19 protein-coding genes and 1 pseudogene are annotated in these 23,792 nt (G+C 51.5%); 9 read left to right on the plus strand and 11 right to left on the minus strand.

What is annotated here, in order from left to right:
• Positions 1-21 precede the first annotated feature (21 nt).
• The 10 genes and pseudogenes from lpxK to ACMYSL_RS18925 all read right to left on the minus strand — a co-directional run bounded on the left by lpxK (position 22) and on the right by ACMYSL_RS18925 (position 12,596).
• The gene (gene lpxK / locus ACMYSL_RS18880) at positions 22-1,002 is read right to left on the minus strand and encodes a tetraacyldisaccharide 4'-kinase (RefSeq protein ID WP_434659484.1); all 981 of its coding nucleotides are present in this window, start codon (positions 1,000-1,002) and stop codon (positions 22-24) included.
• A complete protein-coding gene (gene msbA, locus ACMYSL_RS18885) occupies positions 999-2,747 on the minus strand; it encodes a lipid A ABC transporter ATP-binding protein/permease MsbA (protein ID WP_110275156.1) in 1,749 nt (582 codons plus the stop codon). Before msbA ends, lpxK begins: the two co-directional genes overlap by 4 nt.
• Positions 2,748-2,792: 45 nt before the next feature.
• Positions 2,793-5,049 (minus strand): annotated as a pseudogene (locus tag ACMYSL_RS18890) (ComEC family protein).
• A 206-nt stretch (positions 5,050-5,255) separates the two neighbouring features.
• Complete coding sequence (gene ihfB, locus ACMYSL_RS18895) at positions 5,256-5,543, minus strand: integration host factor subunit beta (RefSeq protein ID WP_004100704.1); 288 nt, start codon at positions 5,541-5,543, stop codon at positions 5,256-5,258.
• Between the two features lie 150 nt (positions 5,544-5,693).
• Entirely contained in the window at positions 5,694-7,367 is a 1,674-nt protein-coding gene (rpsA, locus tag ACMYSL_RS18900; RefSeq protein ID WP_110275160.1) for a 30S ribosomal protein S1, read from the minus strand.
• 136 nt (positions 7,368-7,503) lie between these two features.
• Positions 7,504-8,187 (minus strand): (d)CMP kinase, encoded by a 684-nt coding sequence (gene cmk, locus ACMYSL_RS18905; RefSeq protein WP_110275162.1) that lies wholly within the window; start codon positions 8,185-8,187, stop codon positions 7,504-7,506.
• A gap of 171 nt (positions 8,188-8,358) precedes the next feature.
• The gene (locus ACMYSL_RS18910) at positions 8,359-9,126 is read right to left on the minus strand and encodes a M48 family metallopeptidase (protein ID WP_304257646.1); all 768 of its coding nucleotides are present in this window, start codon (positions 9,124-9,126) and stop codon (positions 8,359-8,361) included.
• A gap of 145 nt (positions 9,127-9,271) precedes the next feature.
• Positions 9,272-10,555 (minus strand): 3-phosphoshikimate 1-carboxyvinyltransferase, encoded by a 1,284-nt coding sequence (gene aroA / locus ACMYSL_RS18915; RefSeq protein ID WP_434659488.1) that lies wholly within the window; start codon positions 10,553-10,555, stop codon positions 9,272-9,274.
• Between the two features lie 72 nt (positions 10,556-10,627).
• Complete coding sequence (serC, locus tag ACMYSL_RS18920) at positions 10,628-11,716, minus strand: 3-phosphoserine/phosphohydroxythreonine transaminase (RefSeq protein ID WP_110275166.1); 1,089 nt, start codon at positions 11,714-11,716, stop codon at positions 10,628-10,630.
• A 187-nt stretch (positions 11,717-11,903) separates the two neighbouring features.
• The gene (locus ACMYSL_RS18925) at positions 11,904-12,596 is read right to left on the minus strand and encodes a DUF421 domain-containing protein (RefSeq protein WP_182237612.1); all 693 of its coding nucleotides are present in this window, start codon (positions 12,594-12,596) and stop codon (positions 11,904-11,906) included.
• Between the two features lie 114 nt (positions 12,597-12,710).
• Between ACMYSL_RS18925 and ycaO the strand changes: the two genes are divergently transcribed.
• The 4 genes from ycaO to pflA all read left to right on the plus strand — a co-directional run bounded on the left by ycaO (position 12,711) and on the right by pflA (position 18,982).
• Complete coding sequence (ycaO, locus tag ACMYSL_RS18930) at positions 12,711-14,471, plus strand: 30S ribosomal protein S12 methylthiotransferase accessory factor YcaO (RefSeq protein ID WP_434659490.1); 1,761 nt, start codon at positions 12,711-12,713, stop codon at positions 14,469-14,471.
• A gap of 385 nt (positions 14,472-14,856) precedes the next feature.
• Positions 14,857-15,714, plus strand: a complete 858-nt coding sequence (focA, locus tag ACMYSL_RS18935) for a formate transporter FocA (protein ID WP_434659492.1) — start codon at positions 14,857-14,859, stop codon at positions 15,712-15,714.
• Positions 15,715-15,765: 51 nt separating this feature from the next.
• Positions 15,766-18,048, plus strand: coding sequence for a formate C-acetyltransferase (gene pflB, locus ACMYSL_RS18940; RefSeq protein ID WP_182237608.1), 2,283 nt, complete (start codon positions 15,766-15,768; stop codon positions 18,046-18,048).
• A 193-nt stretch (positions 18,049-18,241) separates the two neighbouring features.
• Positions 18,242-18,982: a pyruvate formate lyase 1-activating protein gene (pflA, locus tag ACMYSL_RS18945; protein ID WP_434659494.1), complete on the plus strand. Its 741-nt coding sequence runs from the start codon at positions 18,242-18,244 to the stop codon at positions 18,980-18,982.
• 56 nt (positions 18,983-19,038) lie between these two features.
• Here pflA and ACMYSL_RS18950 read toward each other — a convergent pair whose 3' ends face one another.
• Positions 19,039-19,887 (minus strand): MurR/RpiR family transcriptional regulator, encoded by an 849-nt coding sequence (locus ACMYSL_RS18950; protein ID WP_112214642.1) that lies wholly within the window; start codon positions 19,885-19,887, stop codon positions 19,039-19,041.
• 122 nt (positions 19,888-20,009) lie between these two features.
• Here ACMYSL_RS18950 and ACMYSL_RS18955 point away from each other — a divergent pair, with 122 nt between their 5' ends.
• Genes ACMYSL_RS18955 through ACMYSL_RS18975 form a run of 5 tightly spaced genes read left to right on the plus strand, consistent with a single transcriptional unit; the run spans position 20,010 to position 23,785 of the window.
• The gene (locus ACMYSL_RS18955; protein WP_181482836.1) at positions 20,010-20,285 is read left to right on the plus strand and encodes a PTS sugar transporter subunit IIB; all 276 of its coding nucleotides are present in this window, start codon (positions 20,010-20,012) and stop codon (positions 20,283-20,285) included.
• Positions 20,286-20,302: 17 nt separating this feature from the next.
• Positions 20,303-21,568, plus strand: a complete 1,266-nt coding sequence (locus tag ACMYSL_RS18960) for a PTS ascorbate transporter subunit IIC (RefSeq protein WP_112214644.1) — start codon at positions 20,303-20,305, stop codon at positions 21,566-21,568.
• 12 nt (positions 21,569-21,580) lie between these two features.
• On the plus strand, positions 21,581-22,378 hold the full coding sequence (locus tag ACMYSL_RS18965) for a transketolase (RefSeq protein WP_434659497.1): 798 nt from the start codon (positions 21,581-21,583) through the stop codon (positions 22,376-22,378).
• Positions 22,378-23,289, plus strand: coding sequence for a transketolase family protein (locus tag ACMYSL_RS18970; RefSeq protein WP_434659499.1), 912 nt, complete (start codon positions 22,378-22,380; stop codon positions 23,287-23,289). The genes ACMYSL_RS18965 and ACMYSL_RS18970 overlap by 1 nt, the downstream gene beginning before the upstream one ends.
• Before the next feature lie 55 nt (positions 23,290-23,344).
• A complete protein-coding gene (locus ACMYSL_RS18975; RefSeq protein WP_434659501.1) occupies positions 23,345-23,785 on the plus strand; it encodes a PTS sugar transporter subunit IIA in 441 nt (146 codons plus the stop codon).
• Positions 23,786-23,792 lie beyond the last annotated feature (7 nt).

Raw genomic sequence — 23,792 nt, forward strand, 5'->3', positions numbered from 1 at the left:
CAGCGCAACGGTATGGCAAAACTAACGTTGCGCCAGCGTAACTAAGTCCGTGAGCAGCCGCTGTGCGCGTTCATCAGCCATTATGGCGTCGACGGGTAAATACCACCAGTTAGCTTGCGCAAACTCCCGGCATTTGACCGCGTCTTTTTCGGTCATCAGCAGGGTTTGCTGTGACGTCGCCAGGGCAGCGACGTCGCTTTGATTCAATGCCTGATGATCGGCTAAGGCCACCGTTTTCACTGGCTGCACGCCACAGCTCTCAAGCGTGGCGAAAAAACGCGGCGGGTGACCGATTCCTGCCATCGCCACCACATTGTCGAATGCCGTGACGTTTCGACGTTCGCCAGTCAGCAGATTCACCGCCAGTCCAGGACGGAGCTGCATCGGGATCTCTCCCGGTCGGGCCACACCGCCATTAACGATAATCGCATCCACGCTGTGTAAACGTGAGGCGCGCTCGCGCATCGGTCCGGCGGGCAGCCACCAGCCGTTGCCAAAACGGCGCACGCCGTCTATCACCACGATTTCTTTATCACGCGCCAGCTTGTAGTGCTGTAGACCATCATCAGTGACGATAATCTGCAGATCGTTTGCTGCCAGTAAAGCCTGAACCGCATCGCTACGAGATGGAGAGACGGCGACTGGTACACCGGTACGCTGGCGAATCAGTACCGGCTCATCGCCTGCTTCAACAGTACCGGTATCAGCATTCAACACAAGCGGATAGCTTGCCGCTTTACCGCCGTAGCCGCGAGAAACAACGCCAACGCGAATGCCGCGCTGCTGGAGATGCTCCACCAACCAGATCACAACCGGCGTTTTACCATTACCGCCGGCGGTCAGGTTTCCCACCACCACGACCGGGACCGGCGCTCGCCAGGCTTTTCGCCATCCCAGCTTATAGCTAAGCCGTATTAACCCGCTCACCAGGCCATATAGCCAGGAGAGCGGCAGCAACAGCCACCATAAAGGCGATTCACCGGACCAGATGCGAGCAATCATGCGCCGAATTGCATCTTATGCAGTTGAGCGTAAACGCCCTTATGCTCCAGCAGATCGGTATGGCTGCCGCGTTCAACGATTTGGCCATCTTCCACCACCACGATCTCGTCAGCTTGCTCAATCGTCGACAGGCGGTGGGCGATAACCAGAGAGGTGCGGTTTTTCTGCAGTTCGTCCAGCGCAGCCTGGATAGCGCGTTCGGATTCAGTATCCAGCGCCGATGTGGCTTCGTCGAGAATCAGAATCGGGCTGTTACGCAGCAGCGCGCGCGCGATAGCAATACGCTGGCGCTGTCCGCCGGAGAGCATCACGCCGTTTTCACCGATAATCGTATCGAGGCCATTATCCATTTTGTTAATAAAGTCCATGGCGTAAGCCATGCGTGCCGCTTCTTCAATCTGCTCACGGCTGTACTCTTCGGTACGCGCATAGGCAATGTTATTTGCCACCGTATCGTTGAAGAGATGGACGTTTTGCGACACCAGCGCGACCTGATCGCGCAGGGAAGTCAGCGTGTACTCGCGCAGGTCATGACCGTCCAGCAATATCTGGCCTTCATCGACATCGTAGAAACGCGTGATAAGGCTGGCGATAGTCGATTTACCTGAGCCTGAACGCCCAACCAGCGCCACGGTTTTCCCTTCGGGTATGTTCAGGTCGATATTGCGCAGCGCAGCAACTTCGCGTCCTGGGTATCTGAAGGTGACGTTTTTAAATTCCAGATTGCCCTTCGCGCGCGCGATCTCCAGCTTGCCTTCGTCTTTCTCCTGCTCGGAATCAAGGATAGCGAAAAGCGTCTGGCACGCCGCCATCCCACGCTGGAACTGGGCATTGACGTTAGTCAGCGACTTTAAAGGACGCATTAAAGCAATCATTGAGGAGAAGACAACGGTGATGGTACCGGCAGTCAGCGTCTCCATTACGCTCGGGAAGCTCGCAGCATAAAGCACAAAAGCCAGCGCCAGAGAGGCTATCAGCTGAATGATCGGATCCGAAATAGAGGACGCAGAGACCATTTTCATCCCTTGCAGACGCATCTTGTTACTGACCTTATCAAAACGCTTGGTTTCCACCTTCTGGCCACCAAACATCAGCACTTCTTTATGCCCTTTCAGCATTTGCTCTGCGCTGGTCGTCACCTGACCCATCGTGTTCTGCATATTCTTACTGATGTTACGAAAACGCTTCGACACCACGCGGATAGCGATCGACACAATCGGCGCGAGCACGATAAGAATCACCGAGAGCTGCCAGCTGTAATAGAACATCATGATAAACAGGCCGATAATCGATGCTCCTTCGCGCACGACGGTGATCAGCGCACTGGAAGAAGAGGATGCGACCTGCTCGGAATCATAGGTAATGCGAGATAACAACGTACCGGTGGACTGTTTGTCAAAGAAGGAGACCGGCATTCCCATCATGTGGCTGAATAAACGGCGGCGCATCGTCATAACGACTTTGCCTGAGACCCATGAGATACAATAGCTCGAAACGTAGCTGGTAACACCGCGCAGAATCATCAGCCCGATAACCACCAGCGGCATCCATATCAGCACTGAGCGATCCGTTTTACCAAAACCATCATCCAATAACGGTTTAAGAAGCGATAGCATGAAGGTATCACTAGCCGCGTTAAGCACTAGCGCCACTGCCGCAACGATTAGCCCGGGTTTAAACGGCGCTATAATCGGCCAGAGTCGGCGGAAGGTCTGCCACGTGGAGAGATCTTTATCGTTCTGCATTCAATAAACCAGCTTGTGTTGAAATAGCCGCATATTCTACCCGTTCTACGCCTTCCCGCCAAACCACTGATGATACCAACGAGGTAAAACTTGATCCCGTAAGCCATGGATTTGCCAACTATCTGTGGAAAAAACAACCGTAATTTGCCCCTGGTGCGGGGTATCGAACCATTGATAACCCAAGTTCCGATAACGCTGAATCACTTTACTGGAGGGCATACGCCAAGCGTTAAAGCGTGAAGCTGAGGCAAGCGCCGCTTCGCCTCCCACGCTCTGAAGTAAAGCTGTCCCTGACGAGGTATTGCTACCGTGATGCGGAACCTGGATAAGTGTAGACGCAAGATGCTGCCAATAGTGGCTGATCATCGCCATTTCCGCAGGGGTTTCGATATCACCCGTAAGCAGAATACTGTGCTTGCCGTCATCAATTCGCACTATGCAGGAACGATTATTTCCCTGCTTTGTCACTCCCGGCAGTGGCCACAGAGCACGAAAAGTTAACCCTCTCCATTGCCAGGTTTCACCGCGCTGACAGGCTAAATGCCCCGCCCAGCCCAACGGGCTACGAACCCATAGTTGCGGCCATGCTTTCCGTATCGAATTCAATCCGCCGCGATGATCGAGATGTTCATGGCTCAGAATGATCCCCTCCGGTTGCAAATGATGCCAACGCAGCCAGGGGATAATAATTTGCTGACCACTGTCACCGTCTGGCCACGCCAGCCCGGTATCATAGAGAAGCGCCGCTCCCTGACGTTCAATAACCATAGCCAGCCCCTGCCCCACATCCAGCATCGTCACTCGCCATTCATTAGCGTCGGTATTACGCCCAAAAGGCCGACTCAATAACACAAGGCACCCTAAACAAAGCGCAGGTAGCGTCCGCCAGGCATGAAAGCGCCAGGCTATCAATGCCAGCCAGGGTATTATGCTTACGCCAAGCCAGCGAACATCCAGGCCCAACCAACCGGGTGGCAGTTGGCGTAATGACCAGAATAACGCGGCCAGAATCCGGTCCGTCAGTTGCCACAAGGCCATCTCTACAAATATCGGCCCGCAGAGATGCAACAGCATTGCTACCAGAATCAGCGGGACAACGACGAAGGTAACCAAGGGCACGGCAATCAGATTGGCGATGATGGAAGTCATACTGATGCCATGAAAGAGAGCAATTTGGATGGGGATAAGTAAGAACATCAATCCAATCTGCAAATGACACAGCGCAAGTATCTGACGTAGCAACCAATGCCTTTCACGAAGTGAAATCGGCGCCAACTGGTACCAGAAGATCAATGCAGCGACAGCAAACGCTGATAACCACAGGCTTTCGGCTAAAACCGCTAACGGGTCAGCGAACAAAATCGCGCCAAGACAGCAACACCATATTTGCCACGGCGACCAGCGTTTGCCGGATAACCGGAGCCAGCAGCCGACGGCTAATGCGGCGCAGGTACGCAATGCAGGCGGTTGCATACCAGTCAGCCAGGAGTAGAAGATGGCGCATCCCAGGCCAATAAGAAGCGGTGCCCGCCAGCTAAGCCAGCGGCATGGGAGAAAGAACTGCAGCCCTCTCAGTAATAACCAACCAAGCGAAGCCCCCAGCGCAATATGTAAACCCGAAATCGCCATCAGATGCGACGTGCCGGTTTCCTGCATCAAAGTCTTAATCTCACGAGGAACGGCCAGACGCTCTCCCATGCCTAATCCTAGTATCACCGACCGCCATGGTAATGTATCAAGTGTTTGGTTTAGCGATGCCAGATAGCGTGCCCGCAAACTACAGCGTCTGTCCCGGGCTTCGGCGGTAAGAAATCGTCCAGTCAGCGGGCTGATGCTGCGATAAGGCATAGCGTTGACTATCAAATCCGCCATCGTTGAGTTGTCCGTGAACCGGGCGAGCGCGAAGCGTCATTGCCCAGACCTGACCCGCGCAGGGTGTTTCAGGTAGATAGTTACCGTAGAGGCTCACTCCAGGAGCGGGAAATAGCCGCAGCCCATCCAGACGAACGATCTTTCCCTGATGGGCTGTCTGTCCATCGGTTGCGGTAAGTTCAATTTCAACCTGTCGATTTTTGCCTGGTAATGTTTCGGTTGGCCATAACACCTGTCGGGCGCTGAGTATCCCCCAAACCAGGAACAACATTATCAGCGCGACATATTGCGCAGTGCCGTGACGGTATTGCGCAATAAGTAATGCAAGGGCAATGAGTCCCCAGACAACAAAGCGTCCGGGCAAAACGGGTAACCAGAGCAGCGGTAAGATACCGACAATCACACAGCCAGCGAGTTGTGGTAAACGCATTGACACCTCCTTGTCGGCAGAAGTGTCGCGCCAAATAGAAGATATGTCTCACACGGCGTAGATGAGTTGCATGGTGCTTTCCAGTGAATTTACTCTGTTACCAGAAAACGACCTGTGTTTTGTGAGGAGAGATGGAGAAAATACAAAAAAAAGCACCCGAAGGTGCTTTTTCAACGTTTAAGTATGTTGTCGCCGCTCAGCGAAACTTACTCTTCGTAAATATTGGCGCGGTCGCGTAATTCTTTACCTGGTTTAAAGTGTGGAACGTACTTACCTTCCAGTTCAACTTTGTCGCCAGTTTTTGGATTACGCCCGGTGCGGGGTGCTCGATAATGCAAAGAGAAGCTGCCGAAACCGCGGATTTCAATGCGCTCACCTTGAGCAAGCGTTGAGGCCATATGCTCCAGCATTTCTTTAACAGCATCTTCTACTGCTTTCGCAGGAATGTGAGATTGCTGGCTGGCAAGTCTTTCTATCAATTCTGACTTGGTCATTATTCCTCCGGTTTCCTTCAAGGCAAAGTTATCTAACAGCTTAAACAAGGGCGGCCGTAGCCGCCCTTTGTGCTTGATTACAGGACGAATCCTGCAATCTGTCAAGTAAACTCGTCATAATTCAGGTTGTTGTAACCCGAAAGACTAAGATTACTCGCCTTTAGCTGCTTTGAAAGCTTCAGCCATTGCGTTGTTAGAGAAACCTGCTTCTTCCTGTTTGTTAACAGTAGCGATAGCATCTTTCTCATCAGCTTCGTCTTTAGCACGAACAGACAGGCTGATTGCACGGTTCTTACGATCAACGCCGGTGAATTTAGCTTCAACGTCGTCGCCTACGCTCAGAACCAGAGTTGCATCTTCAACGCGGTCACGTGAAGCTTCAGAAGCGCGCAGGTAACCTTCAACACCGTCAGCCAGTTCTACGGTTGCGCCTTTAGCGTCAACTGCAGTCACTTTACCGTTTACGATTGCGCCTTTCTTGTTCAGTGCAACCCAGTTGTTGAACGGATCTTCTGCGAGCTGTTTAACGCCCAGAGAGATACGCTCACGTTCTGCGTCAACCTGCAGAACAACTGCTGCGATTTCGTCGCCTTTTTTGTATTCACGTACTGCTTCTTCGCCTGCAACGTTCCAGGAGATGTCAGACAGGTGAACCAGGCCGTCGATGCCGCCGTCCAGGCCGATGAAGATACCGAAGTCAGTGATAGACTTGATTTTACCTTCAACACGGTCGCCCTTGTTGTGGGTTTCCGCGAACTGCTGCCATGGGTTGTTTTTGCACTGCTTCAGGCCCAGGGAGATACGACGACGTTCTTCGTCGATATCCAGAACCATAACTTCCACTACGTCACCAACGTTAACAACTTTGGACGGGTGGATGTTTTTGTTGGTCCAATCCATTTCGGAAACGTGAACCAGGCCTTCAACGCCTTCTTCGATTTCAACGAAGCAGCCGTAGTCGGTCAGGTTGGTCACGCGACCAGTCAGTTTGGTACCTTCCGGATAACGCTTAGCGATAGCTACCCATGGATCTTCGCCCAGCTGTTTCAGGCCCAGAGATACACGAGTACGCTCGCGGTCGAACTTCAGCACTTTAACAGTGATTTCGTCGCCAACGTTTACGATTTCGCTCGGATGCTTAACGCGTTTCCATGCCATATCGGTGATGTGCAGCAGGCCGTCAACGCCACCCAGATCAACGAATGCACCGTAGTCAGTGAGGTTCTTAACGATACCTTTGACTTCCATGCCTTCCTGCAGGTTTTCCAGCAGCTGATCGCGTTCTGCGCTGTTTTCGGACTCGATAACGGCACGACGAGAAACAACAACGTTGTTACGTTTCTGGTCCAGCTTGATGACTTTGAATTCAAGCTCTTTGCCTTCCAGGTGCAGCGTGTCGCGCACCGGACGAACGTCTACCAGGGAGCCTGGCAGGAACGCACGAATACCATTCAGCTCAACAGTGAAGCCACCTTTAACTTTGCCGTTGATAACACCGACTACAGTTTCAGCTTCTTCGTAAGCTTTTTCCAGCGTGATCCAAGCTTCGTGACGTTTAGCTTTTTCACGGGACAGCAGGGTTTCACCGAAGCCGTCTTCTACTGCATCCAGAGCAACGTCAACTTCGTCACCAACCTGGATTTCCAGCTCGCCCTGGGCGTTTTTGAACTGCTCTGCCGGAATGGCAGACTCAGATTTCAGACCGGCGTCAACCAGTACGATATCTTTGTCGATAGCAACAACAACACCACGAACGATGGAACCCGGACGGGTTTCGATTGTTTTTAAGGATTCTTCAAATAGTTGAGCAAAAGATTCTGTCATGTTTAATCTTCAGGTTTCATATTTAACGTCCACCTGGCTCCATGCCGGATGGGGTTGTTTAACATACCCGCTAACACTCCATTGCTGCGGGGGTACTGCTAAAATTCGGAGGCTATTGCGCTTCACCGATGAACAATTAAGCGACTGCCAGTTTTTCGCGCGCATATTGTAGCGCTTTTTCAATCACTTGCTCAATGTTTAGTTCTGTGGAATCAAGAACTAAAGCATCGGCTGCCGGGACAAGCGGCGCCACTGTGCGATTACGATCTCGGTCATCGCGCTCTTTTATCTCGGATAAAAGGCGATCAAAGTTAACACTAAAGCCCTTCTCCTGCAACTGAAGCATGCGGCGCTGAGCACGTTCTTCCGCTGAGGCATCAAGGAAAATTTTCACCGGCGCATCAGGGAACACTACGGTCCCCATATCACGCCCGTCGGCAATCAGGCCGGGGAGATCGCGGAAGGCGCGCTGACGGCGCAGCAACGCTTCTCTTACACGTGGGAAAGCGGCCACTTTTGATGCCGTATTGGCCACTTCCTGAGTGCGAATTTCAGCACTAACATCCTCGCCTTCAAGAATCACTTCCAGGCTACCGTTAGTAGAAACAAAACGCACATCAAGATGCGCGGCCAGTGGAACCAGCGCGTCTTCAGATTCAACATCTACGTGGTGATGCAATGCCGCCAGAGCCAGAACACGATAAATCGCCCCAGAATCCAGCAGATGCCAGCCCAGCGTTTCCGCCATTGCCTTGCACAATGTGCCCTTACCCGCACCGCCAGGCCCATCAATGGTGATTACCGGAACAGCTACCGTCATCTTTTTCTCCTTCAGCAAGGCGCATAAATATATAAACGCCGCGCATTATACGCATCTATACGACGGAAAGTGAGTGTTGCTTGCAAATTACGGACAACAGGAAATGGAATGCAGAAGAATTACGCAATTATAGCGGGCTGATGGAGCATCAGCCCGAATTGGGGCAAAGTTTTACTTTTTATCAGCGGCGATGCGGTCGCGAATATGCTGCGCACGTTCAGCTGAAGGCGGATGTGAATCGAACAAAGATTTACTATGTCCGGCGTCAAGGCTGGCCAGTTTGTCGAAGCTTCCCACCAGACCCTGGGTGCTGATCTTACGTTTCTTCATCAGATCGTAAGAGAAATCATCGGCATCCGATTCCTGAGAACGAGAGAAGGCTGAGTTAATCATTCCCTCGGCGATATCACCCAACTGAGATTTAGACAAACTCGCAGCCGCTCCACCAGTTGCTGAAACAGCATCACGCGCGGCGATAGTTGCATAAGCGGTTTGCATCGCTTTACGCGAGTGACCCAGCGCAACGTGACCCAGTTCATGGCCCAGTACGCCCTCGACTTCATTATCGGTCATCATGTCCATCAGACCGCTATAGACGCGCACGCAGCCGTTAGCCATTGCCCAGGCATTCACGTCTGATGTCACGTAAACTTTGTAGTTCACCGGGGTGCCATCGATATTATTGCCTAACGCTTTGGCAATTTTATTCAGGCGTTTGGTGTACTTGCTTGAAGAGCCCGCCAGTTGATTTTCGCCATCCATTTGCTTACAGGCATCATCGGAAAGTGTTTTGACTTCAGCGTCAGAGAGGGTCGCTGCTTTGTAGGCCGTCATCCCGGAATTGACCAGGGCGTTGGTATCCACACCTTGCATATTTTTACAACCTGCCAACAACGTGGCAGAAACAGCTAAAGCCAGCATTAATTTTGTATTTTTCATATCAATCATCCATTGATTTTTCATATTAATTGCTTATAAATCCTATATTTACAAGCACTCAAGGCTAGCATTTAGTTTATCTGCCGACAAGCACGTAAAAAAAACGCCGACCTCCTGGTCGGCGTTTTTATAGGACTTGCGTCATTCAAGCCAGTGTGCTGATACGCGCCAGTTGCTCAAAGTAATCCGGGAAAGTTTTCGCCGTACACTTCGGATCGAGGATCGTGACTGGGGTATCGGAAAGCGCCACTAACGAAAAACACATCGCCATGCGGTGGTCGTTATAGGTACCGATGTCTGCAAACTGCAGCTTCACAGGTGGCGTAATGCGGATGTAATCCTCACCCTCTTCAACTTCAGCGCCCACTTTACGCAGCTCTGTTGCCATAGCAAACAGGCGGTCGGTCTCTTTGACACGCCAGTTATAAATGTTGCGCAGCGTGGTGGTACCTTTCGCAAACAACGCGGCAGTGGCGATAGTCATCGCAGCATCCGGGATATGATTCATGTCCATATCAATGGCGTTCAGCTCGCCATGAGTACAGGCAATAAAATCGTCCCCCCAAGTAACGGTTGCGCCCATTTTCTCCAGCACATCGGCGAAACGAATATCGCCCTGCACGCTGTTACGACCGATACCGGTCACTTTCACCGTACCGCCCTTAATCGCGCCAGCAGCGAGGAAATAGGATGCCGAAGAGGCGTCCCCCTCAACCAGATAGTCGCCTGGTGATTGATACTGCTGATTGCCGCGTACCACAAAACGCTGATAAGACTGGTTTTCAACCTCAACGCCAAACGTCTTCATCAGGTTGAGCGTGATATCAATGTAAGGTTTAGAAACCAACTCGCCTTTAATAGCAATAACGGTATCCTGCGGAGCCAACGGCGCGGTCATCAACAGCGCAGTGAGGAACTGGCTGGAAACGCTGCCGTCAACTTCAACATGACCACCGTTGAAACCACCGCGCAGACGCAGAGGCGGATAGTTTTCCTGCTCCAGATAATCGATTTGCGCGCCGCCCTGACGCAGCGCATCAACCAGGTGGCCAATCGGACGCTCTTTCATTCGCGGCTCACCGGTCAGCACAATATTATTGCTACCCAAGCATAACGCCGCCGCCAGCGGGCGCATTGCGGTCCCGGCGTTACCGAGGAACAGTTCCAGCGCCTGGTCAGACTGTAGTGGGCCCCCGTTACCTGTCACTTCGCAACGAGTACGATCGGAGGACAGGGTGTAATGAACTCCCAGGGCGTTGAGGGCATTCAGCATGTGGCGCACATCGTCGCTGTCCAGCAAATTGGTCAGCACCGTAGTGCCATCGGCTAATGCCGCCAGCAGCAAGGCACGATTGGAGACACTTTTGGACCCGGGCAGGTTAATAGTGCCATCTACACGTGCGATGGGTTGTAACGTCAGGGATTCCATTAAACTCAACTCTCAAACAAACAGAATAAAAACCCCGCGGGCTGGCTGCGGGGATGAAAAACAAGGCAACGATTAACCGTGACGGCGTTCGAAGTCCTGCATAAAGTCAGTCAGCGCCTTCACACCGGCCAACGGCATCGCATTATAAATGGAGGCTCGCATGCCGCCCACGACGCGGTGACCTTTCAACGCATGCAGACCGGCTGCAAAAGACTCTTCAAGGAACAACTTGTCAAGAGCGCTATCCGCCAGTTGGAACGGCACGTTCATGCGAGAGCGGTTCGCCACAGCAACGTCATTGCGATAGAAACCACTGTGGTCAATCACGCCATATAATAAGTCGGCTTTCTGCTGGTTAATTTTATCCATCACGGCGACGCCGCCCTGCTCTTTCAGCCACTTAAACACCAGGCCTGACAGATACCAGGCAAATGTCGGCGGCGTGTTGAACATCGAGTCATTCTCAGCCAGGATGGAATAGTCAAGAATCGACGGGCAGGCTACGTTGGCTTTACCCAGCAGATCTTCGCGAACAATAATCAGCGTCAAACCGGCCGGACCGATGTTTTTCTGCGCACCAGCGTAGATCACGCCATAACGGCTAACGTCGATTTCACGAGATAAAATAGTCGAAGATAAATCCGCCGTGACTATCACATCGTCAGCAAAGTTCGGCGCTTCTTCGATGGCAATACCATCAATGGTTTCATTCGGGCAGTAGTGCAGGTACGCAGCGCCAGGCGTCAGTTGCCATTCGCTCATTGGTTTAACCGCGCGCAGGCCGTCAACGGTGATTTTGGCGTCGATTACGTTCGGATTACAGTATTTATGCGCTTCTTTAACCGCGCTGGCGGCCCAGTAACCAGCATCAACGTAGTCGGCAACGGTTTTATCGCCAAGCAGGTTCAGTGGGATGCCCGCAAACTGCCCGCGGCCGCCGCCATGACAGAATAAAACTTTGTAGTTGGAAGGAATATTGAGCAGGGAGCGAAAATCCTGTTCCGCCTCTTCAGCCACCTTAATGAACTCCTTCCCACGGTGGCTGATTTCCATCACCGACGTCCCCAAACCGTTCCAGTCGCACAGCTCCTGCTGCGCCAGTTTGAGTACTTCCGCCGGCAGCATTGCCGGGCCCGAACTGAAGTTATAGACCTGAGCCATTTACCCTCACCACGTTGCTATGTTATTTGCCCGCGAACCGTCGCGGGCATAAGTTATTCCTGTGGCTATCGGTTTTATCATTCAGTGACACGTACCGCAACGGCTAAAACTGAACAGTGGCAAAATGCGGCCTTGCTCACACAAAAGAATCTGCCAGCTTGACGTCATATAACCGACATAATTGCTGTCAGGTGACTCTTTTTGCTCGACTGACCTTCGACCATTCTGCATTTGCACAGCGTGGGCATAATTGCTTATCCCCGGCACGAAGCGTAAGGATTGCACTACAGCGGACGCAGGCGTACTCATCATCCTGCGGAACGGTAGTAAAACGCTCAGTAAAGCGTGAAGGTAGAATAGAGAGCCCGGCTTTAACATCCGGATCCGGGTAGTAATAAAGGCTAATTTGTCCGTTGGTTTCCAGAATAGCCAGCCGTACCTGCCCCAGTTGCTCCACGCCGTTGGTACGAAGCTCCATAAAAAACTCAAATTCGGTCATGTTTTCCGCCTGGAGTTTTTCCCATGCCAGCTCGCCGTTTTCCACCACCACAATCGGCTTACCTTCGAGTAAATCCTCCAGCTTTTCACTGTGCCCCATCAGCCACATGACTAGCCGGTACAGGAGCGCCAGGGTGATAAAAACGGCCAGCACCGGCAGCATGGGGACATCATCATAGAATGCGACATCACCCGCCGCCGAGCCCAAGGTCAGAATAATCAGTACTTCAAACAACGACATCTGTCGAACGCCGCGCCGCCCGGTGATTTTAAGGAAAATAAATACCAGCACGAAGGTATAGAGGCTACGTAACGCCACCTCGGCAAGAAATTCCACTGGCACCTTATCCAGTGCCATACGATGCCAATCAAAAGTCTTCATGGTTAACGCCTGAACAGTTATCGAGTGACATAAGCATAGCCAGACGATGGAGATAGCACCTGTCATCTAAAACCCGTATGATTGCGCGCTTTACGTACGATAAAAGTGATTGCCATGACTCAAACATTTATTACCGGCAAAGATGCCGCCCTGGAAGATTCCATCGCCCGCTTCCAGAAAAAATTGCTCGACCTCGGATTTGATATTGAAGAGGCCTCATGGCTCAACCCGGTACCGCACGTCTGGTCAGTGCACATCCGCGATAAAGAGTGCGCCTTGTGTTTCACCAACGGTAAGGGCGCAACCAAAAAAGCCGCTCTGGCTTCCGCGTTGGGGGAATACTTCGAGCGTCTCTCCACTAACTACTTCTTCGCCGATTTCTGGCTGGGCGACACCATCGCTAATGGCTCTTTCGTTCACTATCCGAATGAAAAATGGTTCCCACTCACCGACGATGATGAAGTGCCGGAAGGCTTGCTAGATGCCCGTCTGCGTGCGTTCTACGATCCTGACGATCAGTTAACTGCCAGCATGCTGGTGGATCTGCAATCAGGTAATGACGATCGTGGCGTGTGCGGTCTGCCGTTCACTCGCCAGTCTGACGGCGAGACGATTTACATTCCAATGAATATCATTGGCAACCTGTACGTTTCGAATGGCATGTCTGCGGGCAATACCCGTAACGAAGCCCGCGTTCAAGGCCTGTCAGAAGTATTTGAACGTCATATTAAAAATCGCATTATTGCTGAAAGCATCAGCCTGCCGGAAATTCCGGCGGAGGTGATGGCGCGTTATCCGGGCGTTGTGGAGTCGATTAATAAACTGGAAGCCGAAGGTTTCCCGATTTTCGCTTATGACGGTTCACTGGGAGGCAAATATCCGGTTATCTGCGTTGTGCTGTTTAACCCGGCTAACGGAACTTGTTTTGCGTCTTTCGGCGCGCATCCTGATTTCGGCGTCGCGCTGGAACGTACCGTTACCGAGTTACTGCAAGGCCGCAGCCTGAAAGATCTCGACGTATTTACGCCGCCGACCTTCGATGATGAAGAAGTTGCCGAACACGCCAATCTTGAGACTCACTTTATCGATTCCAGCGGTCTGATCTCCTGGGATATGTTTAAGCAGGATGCCGACTACCCATTCGTGGACTGGAGCTTCTCCGGAACGACGGATGAAGAGTTCGCCACCCTGATGGCTATCTTCAAACAAGAAGATAAAGAAGTTTATATCGCCGATTACGAACACCTGAGCGTCTACGCTTGCCGAATCATCGTTCCGGGCATGTCCGATATCTACCCGGCGGAAGATCTCTGGCTGGCGAACAACAGCATGGGTGCACACCTGCGGGAAACTATTCTTTCCCTGCCGGGAAGCGAGTGGGAAAAAGAAGATTATCTGGCGCTTATCGAACAAATGGACGATGAAGGCCTTGATGATTTCACCCGCGTTCGCGAGCTGCTTGGCCTGGCGACTGGCAAAGATAATGGTTGGTACACGCTACGCATTGGTGAGTTAAAAGCGATGCTGGCGCTGGCGGGCGGTGATATTGAGCAAGCCTTGATCTGGACCGAATGGACCATGGAGTTCAATGCTTCAATATTTAGCGCTGAACGCGCTAATTACTACCGTTGCCTGCAAACGCTACTGTTGCTCAGCCAGGAAGAAGAGCGCCAGCCGCTGCAATACCTGAACGCCTTTGTGCGTATGTACGGCGTTGAAGCAGTAGAAGCCGCCAGCGCCGCGCTTAGCGGCGAAGCTCCTTTCTACGGTTTGCAGACCGTAGACAGCGATCTGCTGGCTTTCCCGGCTCATCAGTCTTTACTGAAGGCCTATGAAAAGTTGCAGCGCGCAAAAGCAGAATTCTGGGTTAAATAACGCCTCTTTATCTATCAGAATGTCAGCATCACGGGGTCAGTTGTGACCCCGTTTTTTTATGCTTTTCGCAAGCCCTCGATTATTTGTGGCAATAAAGTTAATTAATAGTAAAAAATAACGAATAATCGCTGAGAATATTGTTAGTTTTAATAAAAATACCCCATTTTAATTAACCGCTACAGAGGGCAAAAATGAAAAAAATCAACATAATTTGCAAATTTTAAAATTTATTTTTTACATAAAAAACAATAGATTAATTGCATTTTAAGCCAAAACCATACACTGAAAAGGCCTATAGTTCCGGTAGGATATGATCTACATCAAATTCCCTTCTATAATGCTTTGTTAGTATCTCACCGCCAACTTACATAAAGAGAGAGTTAGTGTGAAAGCTGACAACCCTTTTGATCTTTTACTCCCTGCTGCAATGGCGAAAGTTGCCGAAGAAGCGGGTGTCTATAAAGCGACAAAGCATCCGATAAAGACGTTTTATCTGGCTATTACCGCTGGTGTCTTCATCTCTATCGCTTTTGTTTTCTATATTACGGCAACAACCGGCGCCGCTGGGATGCCTTTCGGTGTTGCCAAACTGATTGGGGGCGTCTGCTTCTCACTAGGTTTGATTCTCTGCGTCATTTGCGGTGCCGACCTGTTTACCTCAACCGTACTTATCGTCGTGGCGAAAGCCAGCGGACGAATTACATGGGGTCAACTGGCAAAAAACTGGCTCAACGTCTATGTTGGTAACCTGATCGGCTGCTTACTGTTTGTGTTATTGATGTGGCTTTCAGGCGAATATATGACCGCCAACGGTCAATGGGGACTTAACGTCCTGCAAACCGCCGACCACAAAATGCACCATACTTTTATTGAAGCCGTGTGCCTGGGTATCCTGGCAAACCTGATGGTCTGCCTTGCGGTATGGATGAGTTACTCCGGCCGTAGCCTGATGGATAAAGCCATGATCATGGTTTTACCGGTGGCAATGTTTGTTGCCAGCGGATTCGAGCACAGTATCGCTAATATGTTTATGATCCCGATGGGCATCATAATCCGCGACTTTGCAAGCCCGGAATTCTGGACCGTGGTAGGTTCAACTCCGGAAAGTTTCTCTCACTTAACCGTCATGAACTTCATCACTGATAACCTGATTCCGGTAACTATCGGGAACATCATCGGCGGTGGTCTGCTGGTTGGGTTGACATACTGGGTCATTTACCTGCGTGGCGACGACCATCACTAAGGGTTGTTTCAGGCAGTAAATAAAAAATCCACTTAAGAAGGTAGGTGTTACATGTCCGAGCTTAATGAAAAGTTAGCTACAGCCTGGGAAGGTTTTGCGAAAGGTGACTGGCAGAAAGAAGTCAACGTCCGCGACTTTATCCAGAAAAACTATACCCCGTACGAAGGTGACGAGTCCTTCCTAGCTGGCGCAACTGACGCGACCACCAAGCTGTGGGACAACGTAATGGAAGGTGTTAAACAGGAAAACCGCACTCACGCGCCTGTTGATTTTGACACTTCCCTTGCATCCACCATCACTTCTCATGACGCTGGCTACATCGAGAAAGCTCTCGAGAAAATCGTTGGTCTGCAGACTGAAGCTCCGTTGAAACGTGCGATTATCCCGTTCGGCGGCATTAAAATGGTTGAAGGTTCTTGCAAAGCGTACGATCGCGAGCTGGACCCAATGCTGAAAAAAATCTTCACCGAATACCGCAAAACCCATAACCAGGGCGTATTCGATGTTTACACCAAAGACATCCTGAACTGCCGTAAATCTGGCGTTCTGACTGGTCTGCCGGATGCCTACGGTCGTGGTCGTATCATCGGTGACTACCGTCGCGTTGCGCTGTACGGTATCGACTTCCTGATGAAAGACAAATACGCGCAGTTCCTGTCTCTGCAATCCGATCTGGAAAATGGCGTAAATCTGGAAGCAACTATTCGTCTGCGTGAAGAAATCTCTGAACAGCACCGTGCACTGGGTCAGATCAAAGAAATGGCAGCAAAATATGGCTGCGATATCTCTGCTCCGGCAAAAACTGCTCAGGAAGCAATCCAGTGGACCTACTTCGGTTACCTGGCTGCCGTTAAATCTCAGAACGGCGCGGCAATGTCCTTCGGTCGTACTTCCAGCTTCCTGGATATCTTCATCGAACGTGACCTGAAAGCAGGTAAAATCACCGAACAAGACGCTCAGGAAATGATTGACCACCTGGTCATGAAACTGCGTATGGTTCGTTTCCTGCGTACTCCTGAATATGATGAACTGTTCTCCGGTGACCCGATTTGGGCAACTGAATCTATCGGTGGTATGGGCGTTGATGGCCGTACGCTGGTAACCAAGAACAGCTTCCGCTTCCTGAACACCCTGTACACTATGGGGCCGTCTCCGGAGCCGAACATCACTATCCTGTGGTCTGAAAAACTGCCGCTGAGCTTCAAAAAATACGCTGCTAAAGTGTCCATCGATACCTCTTCTCTGCAGTATGAGAACGATGACCTGATGCGTCCGGACTTCAACAACGATGACTACGCTATCGCTTGTTGTGTAAGCCCAATGGTTGTTGGTAAGCAAATGCAGTTCTTCGGTGCTCGTGCAAACCTGGCGAAAACCATGCTGTACGCAATCAACGGCGGCGTTGATGAAAAACTGAAAATGCAGGTTGGTCCTAAATCTGAACCGATCAAAGGCGATCTTCTGAACTTTGATGAAGTGATGGATCGTATGGATCACTTTATGGATTGGCTGGCAAAACAGTACGTCACTGCGCTGAACATCATCCATTACATGCATGACAAGTACAGCTACGAAGCTTCTCTGATGGCGCTGCACGACCGTGATGTTATCCGCACCATGGCATGTGGTATCGCTGGCCTGTCCGTTGCTGCTGACTCCCTGTCTGCAATCAAATATGCGAAAGTTAAACCGGTTCGTGATGAAAACGGTCTGGCTGTTGACTTCGAAATCGAAGGCGAATACCCGCAGTTTGGTAACAACGACCCTCGCGTAGATGACATGGCGGTTGACCTGGTTGAACGTTTCATGAAGAAAATTCAGAAACTGACCATGTACCGTAACGCTATCCCGACTCAGTCAGTTCTGACCATCACCTCTAACGTTGTGTATGGTAAGAAAACCGGTAACACCCCTGACGGTCGTCGCGCTGGCGCTCCGTTCGGACCAGGTGCTAACCCGATGCACGGTCGTGACCAGAAAGGTGCTGTTGCCTCTCTGACCTCCGTTGCTAAACTGCCGTTTGCTTACGCGAAAGATGGTATCTCCTATACCTTCTCTATCGTTCCGAACGCGCTGGGTAAAGACGACGAAGTTCGTAAGACTAACCTGGCAGGCCTGATGGATGGTTACTTCCACCACGAAGCCTCCATCGAAGGCGGTCAGCATCTGAACGTCAACGTCATGAACCGCGAAATGCTGCTCGACGCGATGGAAAACCCGGAAAAATATCCGCAGCTGACCATTCGTGTATCTGGCTACGCAGTACGTTTTAACTCCCTGACTAAAGAACAACAGCAGGACGTTATCACTCGTACCTTCACTCAGACCATGTAATTCCCTGTCTGACTGAAAACGCGTACAATAAAGGCTCCACGCAAGTGGGGCCTTTTTAGCACTCCCCTCTGCCATAGTCTCTTTTGTCTGCTGTCTATACTCAATGGATAACCGCCAAAACAGACTTAACACAGCCGGTTTGAGCTGTGCATCCACAGGCCCCGAACGGGCCGAATCTGGAGATATCACTGCAATGTCAACTATTGGTCGCATTCACTCCTTTGAATCCTGTGGCACCGTCGATGGCCCGGGGATCCGTTTTATCACCTTCTTCCAGGGCTGCCTGATGCGCTGCCTGTATTGTCATAACCGTGATACCTGGGATACCCACGGCGGTAAAGAGATCACCGTTGAAGAGCTCATGAAAGAAGTGGTGACCTATCGCCACTTCATGAACGCTTCCGGAGGCGGAGTGACGGCATCCGGCGGCGAAGCTATTTTGCAGGCTGAATTCGTTCGCGACTGGTTCCGCGCCTGTAGGAAAGAAGGCATTCATACTTGTCTCGACACCAACGGTTTTGTGCGCCGCTACGATCCGGTTATTGATGAACTGTTGGAAGTGACCGACCTGGTGATGCTCGATCTCAAACAGATGAACGACGAAATCCACCAGAACCTGGTTGGTGTTTCTAACCACCGTACGCTGGAGTTTGCGCGCTATCTGTCCAATAAAAACATTAACGTCTGGATCCGCTACGTTGTGGTTCCGGGCTGGTCGGACGACGACGACTCCGCTCATCGTCTGGGCGAGTTTACCCGCGATATGGGCAATGTCGAAAAAATCGAGCTGCTGCCGTATCACGAGCTGGGCAAGCATAAATGGGTCGCAATGGGCGAAGAGTACAAGCTAGATGGCGTTCATCCGCCGAAGAAAGCGACCATGGAGCGCGTGAAGGGTATCCTTGAGCAGTACGGTCATAAAGTGATGTACTAAACAAAATATCCCCCGGTAAACTTTGCGTTACCTGGGGATTTTGCAAGTGGCTGGCGTCAGGACATAAAATATTCCGACAGCTTATTCGCCACGCTCTCAATCGAGAAAATACGTTTCTGATGCGCTTTGCGGTATTCGGCATAGCGCTCATCCTGTTCTTCCAGCGCGCTCAGGATCCGATCGGCCACCATCATCGCGCCCGCTATTTCGGCAAACCCCGATTCCCCTTCCCCTTGCAAAGCAACGGCTGCCTGAAGGTTCCAGTCAGACAGGCGGGCTAACGGCGTAAACGTCCCACGCGTTAGCGATAATATTTTAACCCCCTGCTGTTTTGCCAGAGACAGGGCCTGCATCATGTCCGCCGATGCCTGCTCGGTATGAATGACAATAATGCCGATTTTTTGATTATCAGCCAGCAGCGGCATCGCCGCCGGATAAGAGCGATCGACAAAACTTGCCGCTTTACCCATATTGATTAAATTCATTTGCAGGAACAACGCGACCGGCACCGCCGTACCTACAGCATAAATAGCAATATTATTCAGCGAATTAAGCCAGTCTGCGGCGGCTTTAAGCTCCTGATTATCAACAATGGCATTACTGTCGCGGATGCTCGCCAGTACCGGAGCGATCTCTTCATTGCCATTGTCTTCCGAGCGTGCAGCACCCTGCTCCATCGCCAGCGCCGTTCTGAAATCCGAAAAGCCTTTAAAGCCGAAAGCCCGACAAAAACGGGTGATACTCCCCTCACTGGTATCAATGGAGTCAGCCAGTTCTGAAATCGTGTGACGCATCACAAAATCAGGATTTTCCGTAATAAAGCGGCCGACTTTCTCCAGTATCGGGCTTAGCCCCGAAGCTCCATTTCTTATGCTTATCAACAAGTTATTGTCTATCTGGCTCATTTTTTGCCTTATTTGCTCAAAATGCAAACACAGTCACATCTTTCGTCCTGCGGTAAAGATAATAATTATTATCTCACACAAACAAATAAAAATAATTATTTTTACAAACAGGAGAACATCTCATGAAAGGTCTCATAGTCTGTCGTACCGGTATGGGTAGCTCGTTAATGCTCAAAATCAAAGCCCAAAAAATTATCGACAAACATGGCTGGGATATCGATCTGGAACACGATGTCCTTTCGGGTCTGAGGACCTGGCGAGACATTGATTTCGTCATCACTATGCGCGATCTCACCGATGAAGTCGAAGCAGCCGGATTCAGAGCTATCGGCATTACCGATCTGATGAATAGTGAAGAAATGGAATCTGCCCTCACTCGCGTCGTTCAAAGCAACTAACCTCTCCCGGAGGCAATATGGATCTCCTCAGATTTATTGTATTCGACATTCTGGGCGTAACCCCACTTTTAGTTGGCTTTATCGCATTAATCGGCTTGTTAATCCAACGTAAGCCGATTGAAAAAGTCCTTTCCGGCACCTTCAAAACTATCGTCGGCTTTTTGGTGTTCGCCGGTGGTGCCGGGCTCGCGGTGACCTCTCTGGGTAATTTTCAGACGTTATTTAGCGATGGATTTGGTTTAAAAGGTGTTATGCCGCTCGCGGAAGCACTAACCGGGCTGGCGCAAACCAAATTCGCGATGTGCGTGTCGCTTATCATGGTGATCGGCTTTGGCTGGAACCTGTTCTTTGCACGCGTCACGCCGTTTAAATACATCTTTCTTACCGGACAACATAACCTTTATCTCTCCGCGCTGCTTACCGTCACGCTGAAAGCGCTCGGCTATAGCGACATGACGACCATTATTGTCGGCTCCGTGTTATTAGGTCTGGCGGCCTGTCTTTATCCGGCGATTGCGCAACCCTGGATGCGAAAGATCACCGGTAACGATGAGATCGCGATGGGGCACTACGTGACCCTGGCTTACGCCGCGTCCGGCTGGATCGGTTCGAAGGTCGGCGATCCTAAACAATCCACCGAAAAGCTGAACCTTCCCGGCTGGTTGGGGATCTTTAAGGATTACATCGTCTCTGTGTCGATCTCGGTGAGTATTTTCTACTACATCGCCGCGCTCGCTGCCGGGAAAGAGGCGGTAACCGCTGCAGCAGGTGGAATGCACTGGCTGGTTTATCCCCTCTTCCAGTCGCTGACCTTCACCGCTTCGCTGTACATCATTATTACCGGCGTGCGTCTGCTGCTGTCAGAGATTGTCCCGGCCTTCCTCGGGATCTCGGAGAAATTTATTCCTAACGCCAAACCCGCGCTCGACTGTCCGGTGGTCTTCCCGTATGCCCCCACCGCCACGGTTCTGGGATTTATTTCTTCGTTTGTTGGCGGGCTGGTGGTGATGGGCTTTCTCGCGATTTTGGGGCAAACCGTCATTATTCCCGTGGCCATTCCTTATTTCTTCATCGGCGCCACCGCAGCGGTTTTTGGTAATGCCTCTGGCGGCTGGAAAGGTGCGATTGCGGGAAGCTTCGTCACCGGGATCCTCATCGGCATTGGCCCTGCGCTGATTTACCCGATTATGGAGTCCGTGGGTTTGTCAGGCACCAGCTTCCCGGAAACCGACTTCGTTGCCCTGGGCCTGGTTGTGTACTACATCGGTAAAATGCTGCCATAAGAAGGAAAAAACATGAACATTGATGAACTGAAATCTCATGCGCTCGCCGCTCGCCGCGAGATAGTCACTATGATTTACGAGTCCGGAATCGGTCATCCAGGCGGAGCGTTATCGATCATCGACATTCTGACCTGGATCTATTATCAAGAAGTCGATCTGACAGCCTCTCCGCGTTCGCGAGTGGTGATGAGCAAAGGGCATGCCGTCGCTGCGCAGTACGCCATGCTGTACCAAAAAGGAAAAATCGATCGCAGCGAGTTTAGTACGTTCCGCCAGATTAACTCACGTCTGCAGGGACACCCCAGCATAAAATCACTGCCGGATGTCGATGCAACGACCGGCCTGTTGGGTCAAGGGCTGTCCATTGCTTTCGGTATGGCGGCGGCGAAAAAACGGCACGACGATCCCCATCGGGTATTCGCCATTATTGGCGATGGCGAAATGCATGAGGGGCAAATCTGGGAAACCTTGCAGCAGGCCGGGCATATGAAGATGGATAACCTGGTTGCCATTATCGACTACAACGGCTTCTCTTCTCACGATCCGGTCAACGAAATCGTTAACCTCGAACCGCTGGCGGATAAAATCCGCGGCTTTGGCTGGCACGTACTTGAGCTTCATAACGGCAATGATATGCATCAGGTGGCTGACACCCTGATGTTATCCCGCCATCTGAAAGGCAAGCCAATTGCCATCGTGGCGCACACCACGAAAGGTTCCGGCGTCAGCTACATGGAAAACAACGGCGACTGGCACTCAAAAACCCCGAGTAAAGAACAGTATCAGCAGGCAATGGAGGAGTTACAGTGATGAAAGCACCCCGTGATGAGATCGGTAATGCCCTGATTGCCCTGAAAGAAAAAGGCTATCCTGTCGTTGCCATTGACAGCGACTTAGCCAGCTCAACGCGTACCGACCAGTTTCAGGCAATCTACCCTGAGGCCTTTTTCGAAATGGGCATTGCGGAAGGTTCCGCTATGAGCTTTGCGGTCGGCCAGGCGCTGGAGGGATTTATGCCCTTCTATGTCAACTTTGCGATGTTCGTAACCGGAACCGCCTGGACTCAGCTGCGGCAGGCCTGCTATGCCAAAGCGAATATCAAGCTCGTCGGCAGCCATCCTGGCATGGATGATGGCCCGGACGGCGCATCGCATCACGCACTGGAAGATCTGGCGTTAACCCGCGTACTGCCTGGCTTGACTATTCTGACGCCTGCTGATGCCGAAGAAATTGCCGAAGCCTTTGAACAAGCCGCGAAAATTAATGGGCCAGTCTATATCCGCGTCGCGCGAGAGCCGATGCCGGTTCGCGATAAGAGCGCGATCCCGCGGGTGACCGATATCGCCGCCATCGCCGACAGCGGCAACGATTTCGCCATTATCTTCGAAGGAACCGTGCTCGAGCAGGCTACCGACGGCTACGAAAAACTGCTCGCCAGCGGCAAAAAGGGCAAGCTGATCCATGTGGCTACGCTCAAGCCTTTCAATCAGCAGGCATTTTATCAGCTGGTTGAAGACTGTCCGCTCATCGCCACGCTGGAAAATCACAGCGTAAACGGTGGTCTCGGCGGGTTGATTGCTGAAACCATGGCGCAGGCGGCTCACCCTGCCCGTCTTGCACGACTGGGGACGCAGGATACGTTTACTGAATCGGGTAATAGCAGGCAACTGAAAGCGAAATATGGTATCTCGGGCGAGGCGCTGTTGAACGCACTTCGTTAACCGTCACGCGAGCCGATCGCATTGCCGATCGGCTCCGTTATTAAAGAGGTCCAATATGGAAAAAGCGTTATTTTCCGCCTGTCAGTATGCCAGTAACGGTCTGGACTGGCGCAATGCCATTCATCTCGCCTGCCGTCCTCTCGAACAGCAAGGAAAAATCATCTCGGAATATGCTCAGGCAATTATCAGTGCCACAGAACAGCACGGCCCCTGGTACATACTCAGCCCGGAATTTGCGCTACCGCACGCGCGTCCGCAAGAAGGCGTATTAAGCCAGAGCAGTGTACTTTCGTTGCTTTGTTGCGAAGAAGGCGTTGAATTTCCCGGCTATCCCGGTATACGGCTGATAGTGGTGCTGGCGGCAGCGGATAGCGAACAGCATATTCAAACGATCCAGCGGTTAGTGTGCTGGCTGGATGAGGGGGACAGGCTACAACAATTCACTACGGTTCAGGATAGGGCCCAGTTTGCGGCGCTTATCGCTTCTCACCAATAGTCAGGGG

Source organism: Klebsiella sp. MISC125, from assembly GCF_051131775.1.
GTDB lineage: Bacteria > Pseudomonadota > Gammaproteobacteria > Enterobacterales > Enterobacteriaceae > Klebsiella.

What these genes read in the sequence shown, in the direction of transcription:
- lpxK (WP_434659484.1), bottom strand. Translation starts at nt 1,002, where the DNA reads ATGATTGCTCGCATCTGGTCCGGTGAATCGCCTTTATGGTGGCTGTTG.
- msbA (WP_110275156.1), bottom strand. Translation starts at nt 2,747, where the DNA reads ATGCAGAACGATAAAGATCTCTCCACGTGGCAGACCTTCCGCCGACTC.
- ihfB (WP_004100704.1), bottom strand. Translation starts at nt 5,543, where the DNA reads ATGACCAAGTCAGAATTGATAGAAAGACTTGCCAGCCAGCAATCTCAC.
- rpsA (WP_110275160.1), bottom strand. Translation starts at nt 7,367, where the DNA reads ATGACAGAATCTTTTGCTCAACTATTTGAAGAATCCTTAAAAACAATC.
- cmk (WP_110275162.1), bottom strand. Translation starts at nt 8,187, where the DNA reads ATGACGGTAGCTGTTCCGGTAATCACCATTGATGGGCCTGGCGGTGCG.
- ACMYSL_RS18910 (WP_304257646.1), bottom strand. Translation starts at nt 9,126, where the DNA reads ATGAAAAATACAAAATTAATGCTGGCTTTAGCTGTTTCTGCCACGTTG.
- aroA (WP_434659488.1), bottom strand. Translation starts at nt 10,555, where the DNA reads ATGGAATCCCTGACGTTACAACCCATCGCACGTGTAGATGGCACTATT.
- serC (WP_110275166.1), bottom strand. Translation starts at nt 11,716, where the DNA reads ATGGCTCAGGTCTATAACTTCAGTTCGGGCCCGGCAATGCTGCCGGCG.
- ACMYSL_RS18925 (WP_182237612.1), bottom strand. Translation starts at nt 12,596, where the DNA reads ATGAAGACTTTTGATTGGCATCGTATGGCACTGGATAAGGTGCCAGTG.
- ycaO (WP_434659490.1), top strand. Translation starts at nt 12,711, where the DNA reads ATGACTCAAACATTTATTACCGGCAAAGATGCCGCCCTGGAAGATTCC.
- pflB (WP_182237608.1), top strand. Translation starts at nt 15,766, where the DNA reads ATGTCCGAGCTTAATGAAAAGTTAGCTACAGCCTGGGAAGGTTTTGCG.
- pflA (WP_434659494.1), top strand. Translation starts at nt 18,242, where the DNA reads ATGTCAACTATTGGTCGCATTCACTCCTTTGAATCCTGTGGCACCGTC.
- ACMYSL_RS18950 (WP_112214642.1), bottom strand. Translation starts at nt 19,887, where the DNA reads ATGAGCCAGATAGACAATAACTTGTTGATAAGCATAAGAAATGGAGCT.
- ACMYSL_RS18955 (WP_181482836.1), top strand. Translation starts at nt 20,010, where the DNA reads ATGAAAGGTCTCATAGTCTGTCGTACCGGTATGGGTAGCTCGTTAATG.
- ACMYSL_RS18960 (WP_112214644.1), top strand. Translation starts at nt 20,303, where the DNA reads ATGGATCTCCTCAGATTTATTGTATTCGACATTCTGGGCGTAACCCCA.
- ACMYSL_RS18965 (WP_434659497.1), top strand. Translation starts at nt 21,581, where the DNA reads ATGAACATTGATGAACTGAAATCTCATGCGCTCGCCGCTCGCCGCGAG.
- ACMYSL_RS18970 (WP_434659499.1), top strand. Translation starts at nt 22,378, where the DNA reads ATGAAAGCACCCCGTGATGAGATCGGTAATGCCCTGATTGCCCTGAAA.
- ACMYSL_RS18975 (WP_434659501.1), top strand. Translation starts at nt 23,345, where the DNA reads ATGGAAAAAGCGTTATTTTCCGCCTGTCAGTATGCCAGTAACGGTCTG.